Genomic DNA, 15,140 nt, shown 5'->3' with positions numbered 1-15,140 from the left:
CTCGGCTGGTACGCCGGGTCGGCCGGGCCGTCCGGCACGCTCAGCGCCTCGAGGACAAGCTGCTGCACGACCGGGTCGTTCGGCGTCTGGTCATGCTCGATGAGCCGAGAGGACCAAGCCGTTCTGCGCGCCGTGGCAGCGGCTCCCCGGGGCGCGCTCAGGCAAGAATGAAGAAACCCCCGGCGGACCGGGGGTTTCTTCGTGGACTTCTGTTGTGGGCGATACCAGACTCGAACTGATGACCTCTTCCGTGTGAAGGAAGCGCGCTACCAACTGCGCCAATCGCCCGTCGCATCCGCTGAGCGGCTGCGAGTTCCGATACTAGCCGACTCGGAGGGTCGGATGCACATCGACACGACCCCGCCGGACGACACACCCGGAGGGCGTCATCGGTTTTGTCTTGGGCGTTCGGATCGGCTAGAGTCTTTCAAGTGCCGCAGGGAACTGCGGAACGAAATGCGGATGTAGCGCAGTTGGTAGCGCATCACCTTGCCAAGGTGAGGGTCGCGAGTTCGAGTCTCGTCATCCGCTCGAGTCGGCCCGGTCTTCGGATCGGGCCATCTCAAGTACGGTACGGTTCTTCCGTGTTGTGGCGTTCGGTGGATTGGCCGAGAGGCGAGGCAGCGGCCTGCAAAGCCGTATACACGGGTTCGAATCCCGTATCCACCTCGATCCTGAGCTCCTGGTTCAGGCTCGGGCGATTGGCGCAGCGGTAGCGCGCTTCCCTGACACGGAAGAGGTCACTGGTTCGATCCCAGTATCGCCCACCAAGCAAAACCCCCGGTTCGCCCGGGGGTTTTTCTATTGGTCTCCTGCACCCGCCGAAACCCAGTGCCTGGTGACGTTCTGGACGTGGGAGCCGTCGAGGTCGGAGAGCTTGATGCCCACGAACCGACGCGCAGCCTCTGACGTCTGAAGGCGCGCCGCCGGTTCGGGCGAGCGCAGCGCTTCGACGATCACCTCGGCGACGCCCTCCGCGGTCTGCGCGGCGGACGGGTCGAACGCCGCGCGGGTCCGCTCCAGGTACGCGTCGAGCGCGGGAGCATACGGCGTCCCCGCAACCGGCATCAGCTTCTGCGCCTGGACGTTCGAGACGAACTCCGTCGAGACGGCTCCGGGCTCGATCAGGGTCACGTGAACCCCCACGGTCGCCGCGACCGGGCGCAGCGACTCCATGAAGCCCTCCACCGCGAACTTGGCGGCGCAGTACGCCTCATTGAACGGCTGCCCCACCACGCCGCCGACGCTCGACACCGTGACCACCCGTCCTCCGGTCTCCCGGAGCATCGGCAGTGCGGCCTTGGTGAGGGCGACGACGCCGAAGAAGTTGACCTCCATGACCGCCCGCACCGCGGCGACCGATTCCAGCTCGACCGTGCCGAGGTGGCCGGCGCCCGCATTGTTGACCAGGGCGTCGAGGCGACCGTACGTCGAACGGAGGTGTCGAAGCAGGCGTCGATCGAGTCGGGTTCGGTCACGTCGAGCGGCTGCACATCGAGTTCGACTCCCGCCGCCGCGGCGGCCTCACGCAGCGCCGCAGCCCTCCCCGGGTCCCGCAGGGTGGCGACCACCCGGAAGCCCTGGTGGGCCGCGGCGACAGCCGTGGCGAGCCCGATACCCGAAGACGTGCCGGTGATCAGAAGAATCCGTTCGCTCACGCGGTCATCCTGGCACGAGAGGGCCGGGGAGACCATGCCGCACCACGATGGATGCGCGCCTGAGATCGGCCCTCCCCGCGGTGCGGCCGCGGTGCCATACTGTCGCGCGAATCGTCTCGTACCGCCGCATCGGGGAGGGTCGCCATGACGAACCCAGACCAACTCACTCTCAGCATCTCCCGCCTCGTCGAGGACCTCGCCTCGCGCGTCCGCCTGTACGACGTGAGTGTGGCGGGCATCGAGGTCACCCAGTCCATCCAGTACTACGACGCCGAGGGGCACCTGACCGACCCGGCGGATCGCGGCGCGGACAACAGCGTCACGCTGGCCGCCTACAAGGCGGCGTACGTGCGCGTGTACCTGCGCTCGGGGCTGCTCGCCGCCTCCATACCGAACCTGACGGGCAGTCTCGTCGTGGAGCGGCGCCGTTCCAACGGACTCTCGTTCGTGTTTCAGCCGGTGGCGACCTACTCGCCGATCGCTCCGGGCACGGTGACCGCGGAACAGGATCCGGCCTACACGACCGAGCGCGGCGCCCTCGGTTCGAGCCTCAACTTCATCATCCCGGCGAGCGAGTGCTATGGATCGCTTCGGCTCACCGCGCACATCCAGGGCCACCCGAACGCGACGAAGACGATCGTCGTCGCGGCGAGGCTCGTTCAGACTCTGCGGGTGCGTGCGATCCTCGTGCACTACAACGGGCCGAGCACGGCCAATCCCGCACCGGGCACCGCCGCGCCCACCATCGACCTGCCGGAGCCGACGCTGGCCGAGCTGCAGACCACCGCATCCACCGCGCTCGCGATGATGCCCGTGCAGGCGACCGGCTCGTTTGCGGTGTCCGGGCACATGAACTGGTTCGAGCCGCTCGACGATGCGCGATCCGGCGCGGGCGCGTGCTCGATCAACTGGAACAGCTTCCTGGTCTGGTTGGGTCTCATGCGCGACGCGGACGGCAATCGGGGCGACGTCGTCTACTTCGGGCTGCTCCCGACGGGCATGCCGCTCAACGTGCCCGGATGCGGCCAGTCGGGCATCGGAGCGGGTGCGGTCGGCGATGGCGCGACGATGGTGCACGAGATGGGTCACGGGTACGGCTTCGCGCACACCCCTGCGGTGCGGCCGGCGCCACCGACGCCAACTACCCGACCTACGAGCCGTACGCGTCGGCCTCCATCGGCGAGTTCGGGCTGGACATCCGCACGGGGGCCGTGCTCGACCCGGCGTCCGCTCGGGACTACATGTCGTACTGCTTCCCGCAGTGGATGTCGCTGTACCAGCACGACCGCCTGATCGACCATCCGCGGCTCGCGCCGTACTGGCTCACGGACCGGATCCGTATCCCGATCCCGGTGCTGTTCGACCCGACGAAGCGATGGTGGCCGGACCCGCCCTGGGAGGACGAGGGCCCGGAGGCGCACATGAACCCGGTCATCAGCATCCTCGGCGAGGTCGCGCTCGACGGGACCGTCACGGTGCATTCGATCGCGCGGATTTTGGCGGCAGGCGCGCCGGAAGGTCCCGTACTCACCTGGGCGGCGCAACTCGTCGGCGAGTCCGGCGCCGTGCTGGCCGAGGCGCGGGTGCACCGCATCGACCTGCACGGCGGCTGCGGCTGCGGAGACGACGGCGACCCGCAGCGGCCGCCCTTCGCGTTCCATGCGTACATCCCCGATGTCGCCCTCGGTGACTCGTTGCGCCTCCGGGTGGGAACCGAGGAGGTGTGGTCACGGTCGAGAAGGGGCGATCCGCCGCGCTTCACCGCGGTCACGGCAGAGGCGGGCGACGACCGGCTGGTGCTCGATTGGCGCGTCGAGGCCGATGCCGATGCCGAACCGGACGTGTGGGCGCAGTGGCGGAGCCGAAGCGAGAAGCAGGATGCGCGCTGGCACGGCCTCTCCGTGCGGCTGGCGAAGGGTTCCGCCGCGATCCCTCTGTCGGGCCTGCCGGCCGGCCCGGTCGAGGTGCGCCTGCTCGCTCACGACGGCTTCTCGACCGGGACGTCGGAGCCGGTCGTCGTCGAGATCCCCGAGCAGGCGCCCGTCGTCGTGATCCTTCATCCCACCGAGGGCCAGCGGCTCTCACCGGGGCTGCCCGTGCAGGCCGTCGGCAACGGCACCACCAGCGATGGCTATCCGCTCGATGGCCGGACGCTGACCTGGCAGCTGGACGGCCGCGCCGTCGGCGAGGACAGGGAGGTGTGGCTCGACCCGCTCGAACCGGGAGAACACGAGCTGACCCTTCTCGTCGCCTCCCACGATGCCGAAGAGCGCCGAACGGTGCGGTTCCAGGTCGACGAGCGGGAGGAGGACCTCCGCTGAACGCGCCCTGGAGCGCACTCCGAACGAGGGTGCGTCCACTCCGCGCGTGGGGCATCGATGACCTCGGCCGGTGTGCCGATGGGCAGCTCGGCTGGCCCGTGGCACAGCTTTTTCTCTCACGCGCGCCGTCGTGCCAGGATGAAGCACCGACTCGAGGGGGACGATGGGGACGGATTCGCGTGCCGCTCAGCAGGCCGAGAGCGCAGCAGGACCGGAAGAGGAACAACCGAGCTTGCCGAGTGCGCCGCTGCTGAAGCGGACGAGGACCCTCATGCTGTGGGCTCTCGGAGCGGCGATGCTCTACTCGTCGCTCGTTGCGTCGAAGGGTCAGTGCCCGGGAGGCTTCTCTCCGGACGGCGGCTTCCTCGACGCCGACGGAGACCCGACGACGGTGCAGCCGCAGTGCGTACAGCTCGTGCTGCACCCGAGTCCCGTGATCTACTTCGCGATCGCTCTGACCGTCGCCATCGCGCTCACCCGCGCTGCCCGTGCGATCGATGTCGTGGCGGCCATGCAGACGATGAAGCGCGGCGCCATCGTCGCGGTCGGCATCGCCGTAGTCGCCATGGTGATCGCGGTCCTGTGGTTCCAAGGGACCCCGATGCCTTCCACGGACGGGACGGTGATCTTCCCGTTCCCCTTCGGTTCCGGCACGATGACGGTGACGCCGCAGGAGCCGGGATACTCGGGTTGAGCTGATCCGCTCACGGATGGACTGCGTTGGCACGCGGACACGCCTGTCAGCGCAGCGGCTTCTGCTCGCCGGCGCCCGCGCCGTTCTGCTCTTCGAACCTGCGCAGCTCCTTGCGTGTGTGCGACAGCCGGAGGATCCCGATGAGGAGAAAGCCGATGCCCAATGCGAGCTGAAGCAGGTGGATGACCAGGTTGCCGCCAGCGAAGACCAGCGCGACACTGAGGATCACCCATACGATGCCGATCACGATGCCCGCTATCGCGAACGCTCGCGACCTGTTGAGGACGATCCGCTGCATGGTGAGCGATCGCTGGGGAGCGCCAGGGCTCGGGTCTGTCACGAGGCGAAGCTACACCCGACGATCGCGCGCCGGGTCAGCTTGCCGTCGTCGCTGCGCCTTGGCGTGAGGGCAGGGCCCCGAACCACTGCGCCGCACCCCAGTCTTCGTGGCGCTCGATCTCCTCGAAGCCGAGCTTCTCGATGAGACGGAGCGATGCCTCGTTCGCGACCTGGGTCGAGACGACCAGCGGCTCATCCGGAGCAGCGGCCGTGAACCACTCGATCGCCGCGGCGCACGCCTCCGTCGCGTAGCCGTGGCCCCACGCACGAGGCAACAGCATGTAGCCGAGTTCGGCCTCGCCGCCTCCGTCGCGCACATGGCCACGCCGCTCGGCGTCGCGCGGGTCGAAGCTCACCAGGCCGATGGCTTCTCCGTCGAGCTCGATGACGAAGAAGCCGACGCGTTGGCCGGGCACTTCGGGCATGAGCTCCTCGAGGTGCTCGCGGGGCTCGGCGCCGCCGACGAACGCGTTCACCTGCGGGTCACTGAAGAGGTCGAGCATCGCCTCGCGGTCACGCGCCTCGGCGGCGCGGAGGATGAGCCGCTCGGTCGCGATGGGAGCCGGAGGCCAGGTCACTCCGTCGAGATGTGCCATGGCGCGAGCGTATCGTGTGGGTGCGACCCGATTGGTGGAGCGCGGCTTTCGCTCGGCAATGCGCGCCGGACAACGGCCGGCGCGCAAGCGCCGGGTGAGCCTGGTCGTCGGGACGAGTAGTGTCACCGCCGTGAGCGACCCGCAGCGATGGAACAAGTACGACCGGACCCGACCGCGGTCGCTCACGCCGTCTCGCGTGCGATGGATCGTTGTTCGGCGAACAGCGGTGGTGGTTGCGACGACAGGCGCGCTCATCGTTGCGCTTGCACATGCACTCCAGTCCGCGACTCGGCTCGGTTGGACCTACTTCTTCGTTGCCTTGGTCGTGTGGTGCGTTGTCGTTCCCGTGAACGTGATGCTCACCATCGTCCTCCTCAAGAGTCGACAGGGAAGACGGCGGCGGAGTGAGTTCAAGACGCGCGCGGCTGCCAGATAGGGCGCCCGGATCAAGCCCGGCATTGCACCGTGATGCGGTGCCCGTCGAGTATGACTCGCAGGCCGCCGGCGGGAGCACCCGACTGCTCGATGAGCTGCGTCGTGTTCTCCCTATCGCGGCGGCGACGATTGTGCGACCCGCCTCGCGTGCCGCGGAACCCGTTGGCGAGTAGAGTCGCCGCCGTGACCGATCACGAGCCAAAGCCACCGCGGTGGCTGGCGGCGCGGACGACCAAGAGTGCGCTGATCATGGCCATCGCCTACAGCACCCTCTGCGTACTCATGGTCGTGTTCGCCGCTACGGGAGGTTCGCCCTGGTACTTCCTACTCGGAGCGCTGCTGGCGCTCCTCGCTGGGCTCGAGTGGGCGTCGTTCTGGTATCTCCGCAAGCACGGCCGCTGACTCGGTTACGGGACGGGCATTGCAGGTCACCTGAGGCACGGTCGAAGGCGCGTGCGCTCGGGACCCTCGACACGACCGCGAGCCACATCATCCCGACTACTCGGCTCCCCGCGACGGCCACGATGCACTCGTGACTCTCGCGGTGGGCCGATGCCCACTCGGCGAACGCCGTCGCGAAGCTGTCACGGGTCGCGTGAGGCTCGCCGCCCTGCTCGACCAGCGAATCCCATCGCAACCCGCCGACCGCCGACACGAGACGATCACGCGGCGGCGTTGTCTCGACGATGAAGGTAGCTGGATCCCGTGCGGACGTCACCAGTCACGCATCGAGCCATCCGGTCTGGTTCAGGATCTCGCGAACGGATTCCTCGACCGGCGCAGGATGAGTGACGACTTGGAAGTGGCGGATTGAGTCGTGATCCGAACGAGCATGGTACACGTCCACCCACGCGCGCAGGGATTCCGCCAACTCCTCCGTCGGCTCCCGCTCGGTCACCCGTTGCTTCAGGATGGCGATCGGCGCGCTCGTCTCGCAGATGATCAGCCTCGCCCCGGGCACCGCCTCGCGCAGCAGCTCGACCTCCTGCTCGTCGTTGAAGACCATGGAGATGATGAGCTTGATGTCGGGTACGGCAGCGACGTAGTTGGGCCAGATCGCCCGGAGATTCTCGCGTGGAAACCACCGTCCCGGGTATGGATGCACCAGGCTGAGCTCGTCCATGTCGATGACACCCCACGCCACGTCGGCCGCGCCAAGAGCGAGCGCCAACGCCCTTGCGAGCGTGCTCTTTCCGGAGCCCGGGGAACCGTGCAGCACCAAGACGTCAGCCATGAAGGTCGATTATCGCGCCAACCCGGCGCGCGCTCATCCTGGCGTTGAACACCGGAGGGGGACAGTCCCAGGTCTACGATCGGCCCCATGACTCTCCCCGCTGACAGTCACGTCCACAGCGAGTGGTCATGGGACACCGGCGGTCCCCACTCGGCTGCTGCGGGCCGCATGAGAGCGACGTGTGCGCAGGCGATGCGCATCGGACTTCCGGCGCTGTTCTTCACTGAGCACGTGGACGTCCCGGGCAGTTGGCGCGCCCAGCCGGAGGACCTCTTGCCGCACCAACGGCACTACGTGCAGCCGGACGGTCGCATGGACTTCGACCCCCTGGACGTCGACGGGTACTTCGAGAGCATCGAGCGCGTGCGACACGAGTTCCCCGAGCTGGGGATCTACACCGGTATCGAGTTCGGGCAGCCACACCTTTTCGAGGCGGAGGCTCGCGCCCTCGTCGATCTGAACCGTTTCGATCGCGTGAATGGATCTCTGCACACCCTCGACATGGGCGGAGGCCGGGCCGAGCCGAGCAGGCTGCTCAAGGAGCATCCACCGGCCGCCGTGATGACCGCATACCTCGAGGAGATCCCGGTCATGGTGGCTGGATCCGACGCGTTCGACGTGTTCACCCACATCGACTACGCGCTCCGTCATTGGCCGTCAGCAGCTGTCGGGCCTTTCGATCCGCGCGAGTTCGAGGAGGCCATCCGCTTCGCGATGAGAGCAATCGCCGAGAGCGGCCGTGCGCTCGAGCTGAACACCCGGCGGCTCTGGTCGTGGGTGCCGCAGTGGTGGGCGGAGGAGGGCGGGCAGGCGATCACCTTCGCCAGCGACGCTCACACGCCCGATGCGATCGCGAGCAACTTCCCGGAGGCCGTGATCCTGGCCGAGACATTCGGCTTCCGACCAGGAGCGGTCTTGGCTGATCCCTGGAGGCGGGCGACCTGACCACGCAGGAGCTCCCGTACTCTGCGCCCGAGGCGTACCGTCCACACCATGCGCCGGGAGCCGTCAACGGAAGGTGTTCGTGCTGCACGGTCGCTAGGGGCCGTCTACTGCGTGATCGGGGCGGCAGGCGTCTACCGAATGCATGGCGGGAAACGGATCAGGTAGCGGATGGCAGAACGGCATTCCCGCAAACCGCAGCAACTAAGAGGCTGGCGCTACGCCGGCATCGCCGTCTTCGTGATCGGTGCGGCCGTTGGCGTCTTCGTGGTCGCATTCACTCCGTGGCCGAACTGGGCGGCGCTCTCGATCGTGCCGTTCACCGCTCTGGCGAGCTGGCTGTTCTGGCGCGGGACGGCAGGCCCGCCGAGGGGCGGGGGATGAAGGCCCGTGCCGCGCCCAGCGCCACCGGAGGCGGCGCTGGGGCGGTCGCGACGAGCTCTCTGCGGCGCTGCGCCCGCACCCCTCTTGCTACACCGCCGCGCTTCGCGCGCGAACCGTCGCCTCGAGCATCTGGTTCGACTGGACGGCGTCCATGAGCGGCAGCACCAGCACCTTCCCGTAGCGGGCGCAGGGGTGCCGGGAGCCGATCTCCACGGCGGCCTCGAGATCGCGGGCGTTGATGAGATCGAAGCCGGCGAACCACTCCTTGAACTCGGCGAACGGGCCGTCCGTCACCTCCACCCGGCCGGAGCGCTTGGCGACCATCCGCGCGTCCTCCATCCCGGTCAGGCGTTCGCCGATGATGAGGGCACCGGCGGCCTCGCCCGCTTCGACCCAGTCCGCGATGTCGTCGTCCGCTTCGCTCCAGGGTTCGCCGTCGGGCGCGGTCACGTAGAGCAGGAGGTACTGGTCAAGGGTGGTATCGGTCATCGTCGTGTTCCTTCTCTTCTCTGGCGGCCCGGTCTTCGGGTGAAGGCCGGAGTGGATCGGTGGTCTCGAGTCGTTGGGCCTTGAGCGCGAGCCATTCGCGCTCGGCCTGGTTCCCCGTGCGGTCGCGGGCCTCGGCGTAGAGGTCGCGCGCGGCGTCGAGAGCCCCCGCCCGCTCGAGCAGTGCGGCCTTCACCGACACGAGCCGGTGATCGAGGTGGAGGCGGTCGTCGGCCTCAAGCTCGGACAGCTCGGCCAGGCCCGCGAGAGGGCCGCTGACCATGCCGACCGCGACCGCGCGTCCGAGCCGGGCGGCCGGGCCGGGATCGAGGCGCACGAGCACGTCGTAGAGGCCGAGGATCTGACGCCAGTCCGTCTCCTCCGCGCGGGTGGCCGCCGCATGCACGGCGGCGATGGCCGCCTGGATGACGAGCGGCGTCGCGGGTCCGGCAGCAAGGGCGAGCCCCGCGAGGCGTCGTCCCTCCTCCAATTCCGCTTGGTCCCACAGGCGCCGGTCCTGATCCGGGAGGGCGACGAGCGAACCTGCGGCATCGGACCGCGTCGCGGTCCGAGCGTCGGTCAGCAGCATCAACGCCAGGAGCGCCGTCGTGTCCGTGTCGGTGGGTGACGCCCGGTGGAGCATCCGGCCGAGGCGGATGGCCTCTCGCACCAGCTCTGAGTGGACGGGGGCGCTGCCCTCCCGGGGCGCATAGCCCTCGTTGAACATCAGATACAGCGCCGTCCGCACGGCCGCCGAACGCTCCGCCAGCTCCGACTCGCCCGGGAGGCCGAAACGGCGCCCGGCGGCGTCGATCGTCCGCTTGGCCCGGGTGATGCGCTGCGCCATCGTGGCCTCGCTCACGTAGAAGGCGCGGGCGATCTGGCGAGTGGTGAGGCCGCACACCGCGCGAAGAGTCAGAGCGATCTGCGCGGGCGGCTGCAGGGCCGGGTGGCAGCAGAGGACGAGCAGGGCGAGGGAGTCGTCGAGGGCGTGCGCCTCGGCGTCCCCGGTCTCGAGGGCCGCGTCCCGTTCCTCCCGCGCTCGCCGTGCAGCATCCGACCGGACGGCATCGATGTAGCGGCGGCGGGCGACCGTGAGCAGCCAGCCGCGCACGTCGCGAGGGAGGCCCTCCCGCGCCCAGGCGACGGAGGCCTCGAGCAGCGCCTCCTGAACCGCGTCCTCGCAGTCGGCGAGGTTGCCGTACCGCGAGACCAGAGCGGACGTGACGAGGGGGATCACGGCGCGGACATTCGCATCGAAGATCGTGTCGAGCTGCTTCATCCCTCTGTCCCTCCCTCTCACATCGTCGGTCATCATCAGGTCGGAGCCGAGTCCGCGATCTCGACACCGTCGGATGGAGAAACCGTCGCATCCTCCGTCATCGGTTGTCTCTGTACGTTTTCTCAGACGCTGCTTCTTTTCTCCGGTCGATGCGCGGGAGTTGGATTGAGACGCGCCACCAGCGCGATTCCCCGCATCGATGAAAGGACATCATGCGCACGACAACCAGAACCCTCAGGGCCGCAGCCGTCACCGCCGGCGCGGCCCTTCTCTTTGCCGCTGCCGCCGCGACGCCGGCCGCAGCCGCCCCGGGCAGGAACGCCCTGCCGGGCAGCCAGCCGGCCTGGGCGAACGCGAAAGCGCTGCGCTCGGCGGCGCCGGCGACCGACCCGGTCGACATCCGCGTCTACCTGCCGTGGCGCAACGTCGATGCCGCCGCGAAGGCAGCGCTCGATGTGTCGACGCCGGGCTCCTCCAGCTATCGCAAGTTCCTCAGCCCGCAGGCGTTCCGGCAGCAGTTCGCTCCGAGCCAGTCGAGCGTCGTGGCGGTGCAGCAGTTCCTGCGCAGCGCCGGCTTCTCGATCGTGGACACCCCGAGCAACAACCGGTACGTCGCTGCCGAGGGCACGGTCGCCCAGGCGCAGAGCGCGTTCGCGGTCACGCTGGGGGAGTACAGCGCATACGGGACCACCCTCCGGGCGCCCGAGTCCGCCGTCACCGTCCCGTCGTCGCTGGCGGGCGTCGTGGAGAGCGTCGTGGGCCTCGACCAGGGTGCGTCGCTCATCCAGCCGACGAGCACGGACGGCAACGGCAACGGGCCCAAGCAGAACCACGGCGCACCGTCGGCCGGATTCCGTGCCGGCCAGCCGTGCTCGCTCTGGTACGGCGAGAAGACGGTGGCCATGCCCAACGCACCCGCGTACGGGACGACGACCAAGCCGATCGCCCCGTGCGGCTACACGCCCGCCCAGGTGCGCGGACTGTACGGCCTCGACTCGGTGGCCGCGACCGGCGCCGGTCAGACGGTCGCCTTCGTCGGCGCCAACGCCAGCCCGACGCTGGTCCAGGATGTGACCAAGTACAGCAGCCTGCACAACCTGCCGGCGCCGAAGATCACCCAGATGGTGGCACCGGGCGTGTACAAGCACCCGGACACGCCGCAGCAGGTCCCGGGCGACTACTACGGCGAGGAGACGCTCGACGCAGAAGCCATCCACACGACCGCTCCGGGCGCGAGCCTGCTCTACGTGGCATCGTCGAACGCCTACCAGGACTTCGACGCGTCGATCAACCACATCGTCGACAAGCACCTGGCGAGCATCCTCTCGATCAGCTACGGCTTCGCCGGCGAGGCGGTCCCGCGCGGCTTCGTGATCAGCCTGAACAACACCTTCATCGAGGCGGCCGCGACCGGCGTGGGCGTGTTCGTCTCGAGCGGTGACAGCGGCGACGAGGTGCAGAACTTCGGCACCCCGACGGTCGACTTCTACGCGGACAGCCCGTTCGTGACGGCCGTGGGCGGCTCGTCCGCCTCCGTCGTCCCGACGGCCGCAGTCAGCGGGCTCGGCTACTCGGCGATCGACGACCCGTCGTCGGCGCTGAACCGCACCGGATGGACGCGGTCGTTCGAGGTGGGCTGGCAGACCGGTCTCGACCCGGTCACCGCGACGCCGACCGACCACATCACCAGCGCTCCGTACGAGCTGGACGGCACCCTGGCGGCTCCGCTGCCCGGGCGGTTCAACGGCGGTGGCGGCGGCGGCGTGAGCCGGCTGTTCGCGCAGCCCGGCTACCAGGCCGCGGCGGTCGGAACGGCCTCCGGTCGACTGGTGCCCGACATCAGCGCCCTCGCCGACCCGAACACCGGACTGCTCGTCGGCCAGACGCAGGCGTTCAGCGACGGCACGTACTACGACGAGTACCGCATCGGCGGCACGTCGGTTGCCGCCCCGCTGACCGCGGGCATCGCCGCCGTGGCGAACCAGGTGGCCGGCGCCCCGCTCGGGTTCCTGAACCCGCGCATCTACGCGGCGTACGCGGCCGGCGGCTCGGCGTTCTACGACGTCGACCAGGCGGACATGTTCGGGACGACCGTGCAGTCGCCGCTGCCGTCCGTCCTCCGCGTGAACTACGTGAACAGCGAGAACGCCGCGGGCGGTCTGAGCTACAGCCTGCGCACGCAGGAGGAGCCGGACCAGACCCTCCACAGCACGAAGGGATACGACACCGCGACCGGTGTCGGCACGCCCAACGGCTCGGCCTTCTTCGCCGGTATCACGAAGTAACCAAGCGGCACCCCGCCGCAACGACGAAGGCGCCCCCTCCCGGATCGGGAGGGGGCGCAATCGTGTGCCCGGGAGGCGCGAGCGTCGCCGAGGGTCAGCCGACGAAGCAGACCGAGAGGGTGTTCACGTCCGAGGTGAGGGCGCTGGTGCCGCCGACGACCTTGAGGGATGTGGTTCCCAGCCGCACGAGCTGGTCGCCGACGGTGCGGGGCACGCAGCCGGTGTTGCTGAGCAGCAGGGGCTTCGGGACGGACCCGGCCGCGGCCGCCGCGACCAGCGCATCCGGCCAGTTCACGCCCGAGGCGAGGTACACGTTCGAGCCGCCGTTCGTGCTGAAGGCGGTCGCCGTGATCTGCGTGCTGGTCTCGAAGCGCGACGACCCGCCGACGCGGGTGACGCTGATGCCGGCCGCCTGCGCGCCCTGCACCCAGCCGGCGGAGACGACGCTCGTGCCGCCGACGACCACGGCCTGCGTGATCGACCGTGAGGCGAAGAAGGCCGCGGTGCCCGCGTCGAAGGTCGGCGTTCCGACGAGGAGGAGCGGCGCGCCGAGCTTCGCGGCGACCGGTCCGGCCGAGAGGGCGTCCGCGAAGCCGAAGCCCGTGGCGACGTACGCTTTGGTGGCGTTGGGGAACGCGTACGCCGCGATCTTCTGGGCCGTCTCATAGCGGTCACTGCCGCCCAGGCGCGTCACCGGGGCGATCCCGGCGAGCGTGGATGCGACGGAGGCGCTCACGGCGTTGCTGCCTCCGGCGATCACGATCTTCTTGGGCTGCAGGCGCTGCACCTCGGCGAGGGTCGACGGCGGGATGCTCACGCTGGTGGTGAGCAGCACCGGCCCGCGCTGGGCGGCTGCCGCGGGGGCGGCGGCCAGCGCATCCGGGTAGTCGAGGCCCGAGGCGATGTAGACGACGGGGACGCCCGCGGACGGGTAGCGGTCGCGCGAGATGGCGACGGCGGTCTCGAACCGGTCGGATCCGGTCAGGCGCTGGGCCGGCGGGGTCGTCGGCGACGCCGGCGACGTGAACGCGGTCTTGCAGCCGAGGGAGGTGTTGCCGGCCTTGTCGCCGGGGAGCGCCAGGATGGTGACGCACGCGCCGTACTGGCCAGAGCCCGCCCACGGCACGGAGGTCGTGAAGCCGTGGTTCGCGCCCGCCGGCGGGTAGGCGGCCCCCACATCCGGTCGGGACAGGCTCGCCGTCGTGGTCGTCGTCGTGTTGCCGGCCGGGGTGCTCCAGTCGACCTTGACCTGGACGGGCGCGCCCAGGTTGGTGAGGTCGAACGCCCAGCCCGTCACGGTGAACGGACTGCCGGCGGAGACCGACGCGGTGTCGTACGCGCCGATCGGCGGGTGGCTGTTCGCGCCGAAGGCGAACTGCTGCAGCTGCGCGTACGAGCCGTTGAAGATGTCCTGGTCGCCCGCGAAGACGCCGGAGCTGGCGTACTGCCACATGGTCCAGTTCAGCCAGCTGGCGGGCAGGGCGCCCGGCGTGCTCGTCCCGTAGCGCGCGACGAAGAGCGGGTACGCGCCGAAGGTGTTGTTCGATCCGGTGCACTGGTTCCACCAGTTGGCGGTGGAGTAGATGGCCGGTTCGATCCCGGTCAGGGACTTCATCGTGCCGACGAAGTCGCGGATCCACGCCGACATCTGCCCGGTCGAGAGGCCCCAGCAGGTGCCGCTACCGTCCGTCGCGTACTCGATGTCGAGCAGCGGCGGGAGGGTGCGTCCGTCCGGCGCCCAGCTGCCGCCGTGCGCGTAGAAGTAGCGGGCCTGCGTCGCGCCGTCCGTCGTGTTGGGCGTGGCGAAGTGGTAGGCGCCGCGGATCATCCCGACGCTCGTCGCGCCGGCCCACTGCGAGGGGAAGTGCGAGCTGGTGTAGTCGGTGCTCTCCGTGGTCTTGATGTAGACGAAACGCGCGCCGTTCGCCCACATGGAGTTCCAGTCGACCGTGGGCTGCCAGCCGCTGATGTCCATGCCCGCCACGCCGCCGACCCCGAGGGCCGCCTTCGGCGTGATCGTCCGCGCCCCGGCCGCCGGGCCCTCGACGGCCTCGACCGTGGAGCCCATGGCGTGGTCGCCCGCGGCGTCCTGCACCGAGAGCGACGGGTCGGCCGCGGGGGTGGAGGTGGTGGGGGCGGGCGCAGGCGTGGGCGTCGGGGCCGCCATGGTCGGGGTCGGCGCGGCCGTGGGGGCCGGGCTCGACGAGTCCGTCGGAGCCGGGGTCGACGCATCCGGCGCCGGGGTGCTGGTCGCGGCCGGAGCCGCGACGGGTTCGGCCATCGCCGCTTGAGCGGGCGTGACTCCGATGAGGGACAGGAGCAGTGCTCCGGTCGCGAGAGTACCGATTCTCATGGTGGACATCCGCTCTTGTCGGGGAGGTGTGGTGTCCGTCGGTTCGGGTCCGTCCGGAAGCTGGTCGGGCTGGGCAGGCCGGTTCAGTCTACGATCTGCCCCAAGCGAGCGCATGCACCCGAACGGGCCAC

General features: G+C 69.5%; 13 protein-coding genes, 4 tRNA genes and 1 pseudogene. 10 read left to right on the top strand and 8 right to left on the bottom strand.

Annotated features, from left to right (window positions below; genetic code table 11):
- Positions 1-215: 215 nt before the first annotated feature.
- Positions 216-288, bottom strand: a tRNA-Val gene (locus ACQ86M_RS07575).
- A gap of 170 nt (positions 289-458) precedes the next feature.
- Between ACQ86M_RS07575 and ACQ86M_RS07570 the strand changes: the two genes are divergently transcribed.
- The 3 genes from ACQ86M_RS07570 to ACQ86M_RS07560 all read left to right on the top strand — a co-directional run bounded on the left by ACQ86M_RS07570 (position 459) and on the right by ACQ86M_RS07560 (position 770).
- Positions 459-531: transfer RNA gene (locus tag ACQ86M_RS07570), tRNA-Gly, on the top strand.
- A 67-nt stretch (positions 532-598) separates the two neighbouring features.
- Positions 599-669: transfer RNA gene (locus ACQ86M_RS07565), tRNA-Cys, on the top strand.
- Between the two features lie 26 nt (positions 670-695).
- Positions 696-770: transfer RNA gene (locus ACQ86M_RS07560), tRNA-Val, on the top strand.
- A gap of 31 nt (positions 771-801) precedes the next feature.
- On the opposite strand, the pseudogene ACQ86M_RS07555 reads toward ACQ86M_RS07560, so the two are convergent.
- Positions 802-1,694 (bottom strand): annotated as a pseudogene (locus ACQ86M_RS07555) (SDR family NAD(P)-dependent oxidoreductase).
- Between the two features lie 108 nt (positions 1,695-1,802).
- Between ACQ86M_RS07555 and ACQ86M_RS07550 the strand changes: the two are divergent.
- The 3 genes from ACQ86M_RS07550 (at position 1,803) to ACQ86M_RS07540 (ending at position 4,673) form a co-directional block, all read left to right on the top strand.
- Positions 1,803-2,951, top strand: coding sequence for a hypothetical protein (locus ACQ86M_RS07550; protein WP_431247609.1), 1,149 nt, complete (start codon positions 1,803-1,805; stop codon positions 2,949-2,951).
- Positions 2,900-3,979 carry a hypothetical protein gene (locus ACQ86M_RS07545; RefSeq protein WP_431247608.1) on the top strand — a complete coding sequence of 360 codons (1,080 nt, stop codon included), beginning with the start codon at positions 2,900-2,902 and terminating at the stop codon, positions 3,977-3,979. Before ACQ86M_RS07550 ends, ACQ86M_RS07545 begins: the two co-directional genes overlap by 52 nt.
- 271 nt (positions 3,980-4,250) lie before the next feature.
- Positions 4,251-4,673 (top strand): hypothetical protein, encoded by a 423-nt coding sequence (locus tag ACQ86M_RS07540; protein ID WP_431218140.1) that lies wholly within the window; start codon positions 4,251-4,253, stop codon positions 4,671-4,673.
- Between the two features lie 46 nt (positions 4,674-4,719).
- Here ACQ86M_RS07540 and ACQ86M_RS07535 read toward each other — a convergent pair whose 3' ends face one another.
- A complete protein-coding gene (locus ACQ86M_RS07535; protein WP_431247607.1) occupies positions 4,720-5,013 on the bottom strand; it encodes a hypothetical protein in 294 nt (97 codons plus the stop codon).
- A 34-nt stretch (positions 5,014-5,047) separates the two neighbouring features.
- Positions 5,048-5,608 carry a GNAT family N-acetyltransferase gene (locus ACQ86M_RS07530; RefSeq protein ID WP_431247606.1) on the bottom strand — a complete coding sequence of 187 codons (561 nt, stop codon included), beginning with the start codon at positions 5,606-5,608 and terminating at the stop codon, positions 5,048-5,050.
- Between the two features lie 618 nt (positions 5,609-6,226).
- Between ACQ86M_RS07530 and ACQ86M_RS07525 the strand changes: the two genes are divergently transcribed.
- Positions 6,227-6,445 carry a hypothetical protein gene (locus ACQ86M_RS07525; protein ID WP_431247605.1) on the top strand — a complete coding sequence of 73 codons (219 nt, stop codon included), beginning with the start codon at positions 6,227-6,229 and terminating at the stop codon, positions 6,443-6,445.
- A 319-nt stretch (positions 6,446-6,764) separates the two neighbouring features.
- On the opposite strand, the gene ACQ86M_RS07520 is transcribed toward ACQ86M_RS07525, so the two are convergent.
- Positions 6,765-7,265: a hypothetical protein gene (locus tag ACQ86M_RS07520; RefSeq protein WP_431247604.1), complete on the bottom strand. Its 501-nt coding sequence runs from the start codon at positions 7,263-7,265 to the stop codon at positions 6,765-6,767.
- 99 nt (positions 7,266-7,364) lie between these two features.
- On the opposite strand from ACQ86M_RS07520, the gene ACQ86M_RS07515 reads away from it, so the two are divergent.
- Positions 7,365-8,222, top strand: a complete 858-nt coding sequence (locus ACQ86M_RS07515) for a PHP domain-containing protein (RefSeq protein WP_431247603.1) — start codon at positions 7,365-7,367, stop codon at positions 8,220-8,222.
- Between the two features lie 168 nt (positions 8,223-8,390).
- Entirely contained in the window at positions 8,391-8,603 is a 213-nt protein-coding gene (locus tag ACQ86M_RS07510; RefSeq protein ID WP_431247602.1) for a hypothetical protein, read from the top strand.
- An 87-nt stretch (positions 8,604-8,690) separates the two neighbouring features.
- Here ACQ86M_RS07510 and ACQ86M_RS07505 read toward each other — a convergent pair whose 3' ends face one another.
- Together ACQ86M_RS07505 and ACQ86M_RS07500 are read right to left on the bottom strand one after the other, a co-directional pair.
- A complete protein-coding gene (locus ACQ86M_RS07505; RefSeq protein WP_431218133.1) occupies positions 8,691-9,092 on the bottom strand; it encodes a YciI family protein in 402 nt (133 codons plus the stop codon).
- Complete coding sequence (locus tag ACQ86M_RS07500) at positions 9,073-10,371, bottom strand: RNA polymerase sigma factor (RefSeq protein ID WP_431247601.1); 1,299 nt, start codon at positions 10,369-10,371, stop codon at positions 9,073-9,075. The genes ACQ86M_RS07505 and ACQ86M_RS07500 overlap by 20 nt, the downstream gene beginning before the upstream one ends.
- A 212-nt stretch (positions 10,372-10,583) precedes the next feature.
- On the opposite strand from ACQ86M_RS07500, the gene ACQ86M_RS07495 reads away from it, so the two are divergent.
- On the top strand, positions 10,584-12,656 hold the full coding sequence (locus ACQ86M_RS07495; protein WP_431247600.1) for a S53 family peptidase: 2,073 nt from the start codon (positions 10,584-10,586) through the stop codon (positions 12,654-12,656).
- A gap of 94 nt (positions 12,657-12,750) precedes the next feature.
- On the opposite strand, the gene ACQ86M_RS07490 is transcribed toward ACQ86M_RS07495, so the two are convergent.
- Positions 12,751-15,009, bottom strand: a complete 2,259-nt coding sequence (locus ACQ86M_RS07490) for a cell wall-binding repeat-containing protein (protein ID WP_431247599.1) — start codon at positions 15,007-15,009, stop codon at positions 12,751-12,753.
- Positions 15,010-15,140: the final 131 nt, after the last annotated feature.

This window comes from Leifsonia xyli subsp. cynodontis (assembly GCF_050632205.1).
In the GTDB taxonomy this organism is placed as follows: Bacteria; Actinomycetota; Actinomycetes; order Actinomycetales; family Microbacteriaceae; genus Leifsonia; species Leifsonia xyli_D.
This window is presented reverse-complemented; position numbering and strand designations above follow the sequence as displayed.

What these genes read in the sequence shown, in the direction of transcription:
- ACQ86M_RS07540 (WP_431218140.1), top strand. Translation starts at nt 4,251, where the DNA reads ATGCTGTGGGCTCTCGGAGCGGCGATGCTCTACTCGTCGCTCGTTGCG.
- ACQ86M_RS07495 (WP_431247600.1), top strand. Translation starts at nt 10,584, where the DNA reads ATGCGCACGACAACCAGAACCCTCAGGGCCGCAGCCGTCACCGCCGGC.
- ACQ86M_RS07530 (WP_431247606.1), bottom strand. Translation starts at nt 5,608, where the DNA reads ATGGCACATCTCGACGGAGTGACCTGGCCTCCGGCTCCCATCGCGACC.
- ACQ86M_RS07490 (WP_431247599.1), bottom strand. Translation starts at nt 15,009, where the DNA reads ATGAGAATCGGTACTCTCGCGACCGGAGCACTGCTCCTGTCCCTCATC.
- ACQ86M_RS07510 (WP_431247602.1), top strand. Translation starts at nt 8,391, where the DNA reads ATGGCAGAACGGCATTCCCGCAAACCGCAGCAACTAAGAGGCTGGCGC.
- ACQ86M_RS07550 (WP_431247609.1), top strand. Translation starts at nt 1,803, where the DNA reads ATGACGAACCCAGACCAACTCACTCTCAGCATCTCCCGCCTCGTCGAG.
- ACQ86M_RS07515 (WP_431247603.1), top strand. Translation starts at nt 7,365, where the DNA reads ATGACTCTCCCCGCTGACAGTCACGTCCACAGCGAGTGGTCATGGGAC.
- ACQ86M_RS07505 (WP_431218133.1), bottom strand. Translation starts at nt 9,092, where the DNA reads ATGACCGATACCACCCTTGACCAGTACCTCCTGCTCTACGTGACCGCG.
- ACQ86M_RS07545 (WP_431247608.1), top strand. Translation starts at nt 2,900, where the DNA reads ATGTCGTACTGCTTCCCGCAGTGGATGTCGCTGTACCAGCACGACCGC.
- ACQ86M_RS07500 (WP_431247601.1), bottom strand. Translation starts at nt 10,371, where the DNA reads ATGAAGCAGCTCGACACGATCTTCGATGCGAATGTCCGCGCCGTGATC.